This is a genomic window from Xenorhabdus griffiniae, from assembly GCF_015163655.1.
In the GTDB taxonomy this organism is placed as follows: domain Bacteria; phylum Pseudomonadota; class Gammaproteobacteria; order Enterobacterales; family Enterobacteriaceae; genus Xenorhabdus; species Xenorhabdus griffiniae.
The window spans coordinates 40,683-47,444 of the sequence record NZ_JADEUF010000016.1 but is presented as its reverse complement, the minus strand read 5'-3'; the positions used below and the strand labels follow the sequence as shown (position 1 = coordinate 47,444).

At 43.4% G+C, this 6,762-nt stretch carries 6 protein-coding genes; 1 reads left to right on the top strand and 5 read right to left on the bottom strand.

What is annotated here, in order from left to right; all coding sequences use genetic code 11:
• The first annotated feature begins 182 nt into the window (after window positions 1-182).
• Window positions 183-662 carry an Hcp family type VI secretion system effector gene (locus IQ211_RS04645; protein ID WP_189759180.1) on the top strand — a complete coding sequence of 160 codons (480 nt, stop codon included), beginning with the start codon at window positions 183-185 and terminating at the stop codon, window positions 660-662.
• A 49-nt stretch (window positions 663-711) separates the two neighbouring features.
• Here the strand turns inward: IQ211_RS04645 and mgtE are convergent, their stop codons facing one another.
• The 5 genes from mgtE to speG all read right to left on the bottom strand — a co-directional run bounded on the left by mgtE (window position 712) and on the right by speG (window position 6,651).
• Window positions 712-2,175, bottom strand: a complete 1,464-nt coding sequence (gene mgtE / locus IQ211_RS04640) for a magnesium transporter (RefSeq protein WP_189759179.1) — start codon at window positions 2,173-2,175, stop codon at window positions 712-714.
• A gap of 70 nt (window positions 2,176-2,245) precedes the next feature.
• A complete protein-coding gene (locus tag IQ211_RS04635) occupies window positions 2,246-2,416 on the bottom strand; it encodes a YfgG family protein (RefSeq protein ID WP_189759178.1) in 171 nt (56 codons plus the stop codon).
• Between the two features lie 12 nt (window positions 2,417-2,428).
• Window positions 2,429-3,961 carry an exopolyphosphatase gene (gene ppx / locus IQ211_RS04630; protein WP_189759177.1) on the bottom strand — a complete coding sequence of 511 codons (1,533 nt, stop codon included), beginning with the start codon at window positions 3,959-3,961 and terminating at the stop codon, window positions 2,429-2,431.
• A gap of 3 nt (window positions 3,962-3,964) precedes the next feature.
• The gene (gene ppk1, locus IQ211_RS04625; RefSeq protein WP_189759176.1) at window positions 3,965-6,034 is read right to left on the bottom strand and encodes a polyphosphate kinase 1; all 2,070 of its coding nucleotides are present in this window, start codon (window positions 6,032-6,034) and stop codon (window positions 3,965-3,967) included.
• Between the two features lie 53 nt (window positions 6,035-6,087).
• Complete coding sequence (gene speG / locus IQ211_RS04620; RefSeq protein ID WP_189759175.1) at window positions 6,088-6,651, bottom strand: spermidine N1-acetyltransferase; 564 nt, start codon at window positions 6,649-6,651, stop codon at window positions 6,088-6,090.
• Between the last annotated feature and the right edge of the window lie 111 nt (window positions 6,652-6,762).

Sequence of the window (6,762 nt, the reverse complement as noted above, 5' to 3'; positions counted from 1 at the left end):
TTTTAGTATAGATACTAATCTAACTTCAAGATGCGTGTGATATCGTGTTGTAAATTGCAACTTGAAGTTTAATGCGTATAGTGATTTATACACGATTTTTTTTACAAAGCTGGCTGGATTTAGAGATGAATTAACACTTTTTTACCGTAATTAGTGAATATCAACCATAACGGGAAGTTATTATGGCAAATATGATTTATTTAACATTGCAGGGAAACAAACAGGGGCTGATCTCGCAAGGTTGTTCTTTTGCTGAGTCTATTGGTAATAAGTATCAGGCGGGTCATGAGAATGAAATTTTTGTATTAAAGCTACATCATTCAATAAATAGGGAACAAAATGTTAACCATAGTCCAATTGTATTTGTAAAACCGCAAGATAAATCATCACCACTATTAATGATGGCAATTTCAAATAATGAAACGCTAAACCTGAAATTCGATTTTTATCGTACAGCACAATCAGGGGCGCAGGAATTATATTATTCCATTGAATGCCGTGGTGCGACAATTATTGAGTTGTCGCCGAATTACCCGCATAGTCTCAACCATGCGGAAGCACAACCAGAAGAGATTGTCTCTATTAAATATAAAGATATTATTTGTCACCACCATATGGCGGGAACGTCAGGATATAGTGTTTGGGACGACAGGGTATATTAATAATTAAAAAAAAACGCCGATGCAATGATCGGCGTTTATGTAAACTTAATTAAACCAAAAATAGCGTTGCCAGTCCCAAAAAGATAAAGAAACCGCCTGTATCAGTAATGGCAGTAATCATGACACTGGAGCCGATGGCGGGATCTCTTCCCAATTTCATCATAATAAACGGAATCAAGACGCCCATCAGTGCGGCCATCAGTAGATTCAATATCATCGCCATTGTCATGACTCCCCCCATAGCAAGGTCACCATAGAGCAGATAAGTGATGACGCCCATGATCCCTCCCCAGATAATGCCGTTGATAAAGGCAACACCAAGTTCCCTTAATAGCAGATAAGAAAAACTCCCCGTCTGGATTTGATGCAGCGCGAGTGCACGGACTATCATGGTGATGGTCTGGTTACCGGTATTGCCGCCAATGCCTGCGACGATAGGCATTAAGGTTGCAAGAGCAACAAGCTGGGAAATCGTATGCTCAAAGAGCCCAATAACGCGTGATGCCACAAATGCGGTGCACAAATTGATGGCAAGCCATGTCCAGCGGGTTTTGACGGCCTGACCAACCGGTGCAAAAACATCTTCTTCGCGGCTTAAGCCCCCCATGCGGCGAATATTGGTATCCGTTTCTTCACTCAAGGTATCAACAATATCTTCAACAGTCAGACGTCCCATTAAACGTCCGTTATTGTCGACCACAGCGGCAGAAATCAGGTCATAACGTTCAAATGCACTGGCGGCATCTTCACCTTTTTGCTCCGGTGAGAAAGTCACGGTATCTGTATTCATAACTTCTGAAACTAATTTATCCGGTACGTTGGTCAGCAAAGTGGTGAGAGGCAACTCTCCCTGTAGGCGATTTTTGCGGTCAATAACAAAGATCTTATCTGTTGTTTCAGGAATGGTGTCTCGGGAACGTAAAAAGCGCTGAACGGTGCCAAGCGTAACGTTGCTTCGCACTGTCACGAACTCGAAATCCATCATCTGGCCGATACTGTCTTTGTGATACTGCAATACTTCTCGGATACGATTGCGTTGGCCCGGCTCTAAATAGGTCAACAAACGTCGAGTGGTATCACGGGGAAGATGTTCTGCGATATAGGCTTGTTCATCTACGTGCAGTTTACCGATAGCACGTAACAGTTCAACGTCGGTCATATCCTTGATCAGGTTATCCCAAACAGGAATAGAGGCTTCTACCAAAACCTCACCGCGCTGGCTATTGTCGATCAAGCGCCATAACGCGAGACGTTCATCATAAGGTAAGGCTTCCAGAATGTCGGCAATATCGGCGGTATGCAGTTTGGTCAGCAGCGCACTGACTTCTTCTATTTTCTCCAATAACTGTTCGTCACTGATTGCTGAATGTTCATCAGCCTGATCTAATAATGTATCAACAAATAGCTTATCGTGGTTAAACAGAGAAAGCAGGCGTTGACGAATATGTGCCAGTTTTTGGGAGTACTGGCTGGCAATAGTTGAATTATCAGGTGTAAAGGTCGGTTGGGACATAGTAAACCTTTAAGGCAGAAAATAGGGCTAACAATCGGCGATTGCAGTAATATCGCCATAAATTTGACAGCTATTGGGTATTATATTCTGTTTTCGAATCACTTAGGGGCATCACCAATTGCTGCTGGGTTTGCTGATGATGCGCCAATGCTGCCATAAATGAATAGATAAAGCGTCCAAAGAAAATAAAGAAGCTGATAAACAGTACCAATTTTATAATTTGAACAGTTTTCTTTTTCATAACGCGATATCGTTAAGTCGATTCCTCTTCAATGTGTAAGTGCCAGCCAGCTACGTCATTCCAGTAGCTTTGCTCTTGCTCCAAATCGAGCAACACAAGCGCATTTTGTTTTAGATAGTTTTTGGGTAAGTAGAGCATCCAATGGCTATGATCCGTTTTCAGCCTAAGTGTCTCCGGTGTCGTGGTAGCCTGGCGTTGGTTATTCAATAAGGTTGCCAAGCGCAATATCTTAAGCATAGGAAGATACTGTTTTTTCTTAAACAGATAGAAGCGAGGGTGTTCATGTACTTTAACCGCTTTACGGTGGTAGCGTACCAGTGTTGCCAGCAACAGTTGCTGCTCTTGAGTAAACCCGGGTAGATCGGTATTTTGCAGGATATAAGCTGAATGCCGTTGCAATCCACTCAGATTGATGCTTAAACCGACTTCATGCAGCATGGCCGCCCACAGTAGAATAGATTCCAGTTGAGGATGGACGCGTTTGGGATTTTGTTCTGACCATTGGTCATAAAGATTTTTGGCGGTGCTCCAAACGCGGGTTGCTTGTTCTCGATCGATATTATAGTGTTCGGCAAGGCTTTTGGCCGTGCGTTGACGAATATCTTGATGGCGGAAACGATCTTCCATTTCATACAGGACACCTTCCCGCAATGCGCCATGAGACAAGCGTAATTCCTGAATATGCAAAGCATCAAAAATACCGCACAAGATTGACAACCCAGGAACAAACGTTTGTTTACGGTCATTGGATAATCCCGGCAATTCCAGTGCATTGAAATTTTTGTATTTCAGGACACGTTTCACCAGCATGTTTAGACGCTCTGGGGTAATCAGGCCATCTTTCTCACCCAGTTCGACCAACAGTTCATGTATTGCCTTGATCGTCCCTGACGCACCTAAAGCAAAATCCCAGCCTTTTGTCCGAAATTGCCAGACGAGGTTTTCCAATTTTTGCGCTGCCTGGAGTTGTGCTTTGCGAAAATTATGCTCATTAATGATACCGTTGGGAAAGAACTGGCGGGAAAAACTGACACACCCCATACGACGACTTTCAATCAACAGGGGTTCAAAATCTTCACCAATGACCAATTCCGTCGAACCGCCACCAATATCAATCACCAGTTTCCTACCTTTTTCCGGCTGTGTATGCTCAACGCCCATGAAAATCAGGCGAGCTTCTTCGTGACCAGAAATAATTTCAATGGGATAGGGGATCACTTCTTTTGCTTGTTGCAGAAATTCTTGTACGTTGGTTGCTTCACGTAAACTATGTGTCCCCACCAAACAGACATTACCTGCGGGAAAACCTTGCAACCGTTCAGCAAACAGAGCCAGACATTTCAGGCCACGGTTGATGGCTTCTTCGCTTAACTCATTTTTACTGTTTAAACCATCGGCAAGATAAACCCGTTTCTTTAAACGCCCGATAACCTGCAATGCACCGTTTACAATACGGGCGATGACCATGTGAAAGCTATTGGAACCCAAATCAATCGTGGCAATTTCTTGCGGTTTGGGCATTGGGGTATCGTGTTTCAATGGCATAGATCAGGCTCTTGGTTCCGGTTGTTCAAGGTTTTTCAAATAATCATAAACAGCAAGCTGAGCGCGGATTTTACGCTTATTTCCTCGCGGAACATAGCGATTGCTCAGTTCCTTATCAATATATCGTGCTTTGACGGTATCACTGAATTGCAGTTCAAGGATATCCATAACTTGTTGTTTTAGCCTGGGATCGAGCAGACAAACTGCCACCTCAATGCGATAGTCAATGTTACGTGTCATCCAATCGGCTGAAGAAAGGAAAATTTTTTCGTTGCCTTTGTTGGTGAAAACATAAACACGATCATGTTCCAGAAAACGATCCACAATGCTGGTGACTTGAATGTTTTCACTAAATCCAGGTTGATTAGGAACCAAAGAGCACATGCCCCGAACCAGAATGCGGATCTTGACGCCCGCTTCAGAGGCATCATACAGACGGTTCACTAACTCCTTATCCACCAGGTTATTGATTTTCAGCGTGATGCCTGCCAGTTCACCGGCCTGTGCATTTTCGATTTCTTGGCTAATCAATTGATTAAGCATCGCCCGCGAATTTTGGGGCGATACCATTAAATTATCAAATGTGACGGGGCGATAAGGGTTTTCAATAAAGTTAAACACGCGGCGAACTTCATTGGTGACTTCAGGTTTGGCGGTCAGCAGAGAATAATCGGTATAGAGCCGCGCTGTTTTTTCGTTGAAATTTCCCGTACCAATATGGGCATAACGGATAATTTCTTCCCCTTCCAGACGCGAAATGATGAAGAGTTTTGCGTGAATTTTCAGGCCAGGTGCGGAGAAAATAACATGTACACCGGCTTCAGTGAGACGTTTTGCCCAGTGAATGTTAGCTGCTTCGTCAAAACGTGCCTGTAATTCTACTACGACAGTGACTTTCTTGCCGTTGTAGGCGGCGTGGATCATGGCATCAATAATGCGTGAGTCTTTTGCAACACGGTAGATATTAATCTTAATCGAAAGCACACTGGGATCGAAAGAAGCCTGACGTAGCAATTCCAGCACATGTTCGAATGTGTGATAAGGGTAATAAAGCAGAACATCTCTTTCACGGATCGCGTCGAACCCGTTGCGGAAATGGTCGAACCAGGTATGGCGCAGCCGCGGCACAGGCTTATTTTGCAGATTCCGATTGCCTTCATTGGGAAATTTGATGAAATCTTTAAAGTTATGATAACGGCCACCGGCAATCACTGAGTCATCATTGGATAATCCCAGCTTGCTCCGCAGTAGTTCCACCATTTCATCAGGCATATCACGCTGATAAACAAACCGTACAGGTTCCGCCGTTAATCGCTGTTTCAACGTGGAAGACATGAGTTCCAGCAAGCTGGATTCCATCTCTGTTGCCAGATCATATTCGGAATCACGGGTCATTTTCATCGAATAGACGTTTAAGGTATCGTAATCGAAGAACCCTTTGAAAATTTCATCCAGTGTGTAACGCAAAATATTATCAAGTAATATCATTGATTTGCGTTTTTTTGGCATCTCTGGAGGCAGGTTGACGAAACGCGGAACTTTGTCTGATGGAATTTCCAACAAAGCATATTGTGTTTCTTGCCCGTGGATAATTTCAACAGCCAGATAGGTGTAATCATCTTTGAGAAACTCAACTAAATTCGTTTCTGGATTGATGACGATTGGCGTGATATGTGGCCGCAAATGTTGGCGAAAATATTGCCGTAACCAGATCTGTTGATTCGGGGATATCTGGCGTTCATTGATCAAGAAAATCTGGTTACGTGCCATTTCCAGCAGCAAATCGTTATAGAGAGCATCGAATTCTTGATCGATTTTGGCAACCTTAGTCTGGATCTTTTTCAACAATTGGCGGGCAGCAGTGGCTGAACCTCGCTCTTCACTGATAAGAATACGCCGCTTTACATCAGCAAAGCGCACTTTATAAAACTCATCTAAGTTGTTGGAGTAGATCCCTAAAAACCTCATTCTTTCAATCAGCGGGTTACTTTTATCAGCCGCTTCCTGAAGTACACGTTCGTTGAAAGAGAGCCAACTGAGTTCTTTCTCGTTATAAAGACGATCGTGGGACATTACTACTCCTTTCTACTCCATTGGGTTTTCCCATTTAGTTTAATGGTTGGCGTTTAACGAGTCGATGTGCTGATTTGGGCTTCATGGGTTTTCCTGGCGAAATAGTGGTGCTGGAAAGTACACATCCTGATAGCGGTATGATAAGAGCCGTTGACGAAAAATTCATCGATTAATTCCCCTTCAGTATAGAATCCCAATTTACTGTATATATGAATTGCTTTCACATTCTCTTTATCAACAATCAGATACAGCTTGTAAAGATTTAAGACAGCAAAAGCGTATTCCATCACAAGTTTAACGGCTACTGCCGCGTAACCTTGTCCTTGATAAGCGGGAGCGATGATAATCTGGAATTCTGCGCGCCGGTGGACATAATCAATCTCGACCAGTTCCACCAAACCGACTTTGGAGTTCAGGCTTTCGATAATAAAACGGCGCTCGCTTTGGTCATGAATATGCTTGTCATAGAGGTCGCATAATTCGACAAAGGCCTCATAAGGCTCTTCAAACCAGTAGCGCATAACACTGGCGTTATTATCGATTTGATGAACAAAAGGAAGATCTTCCCGTTCAAGAGGACGTAAATTTACCGATGGATTTTCCGAACCACTGGACATTGGATACCTCAGTGTTTTGTAGTGAAATCGATAGGGTTTAACTTCAAGATGCGTGTGATTTATCTCCACGAAGCGGAGGAGAAATCACGTTTCATAGCGTGTGGTAAATTG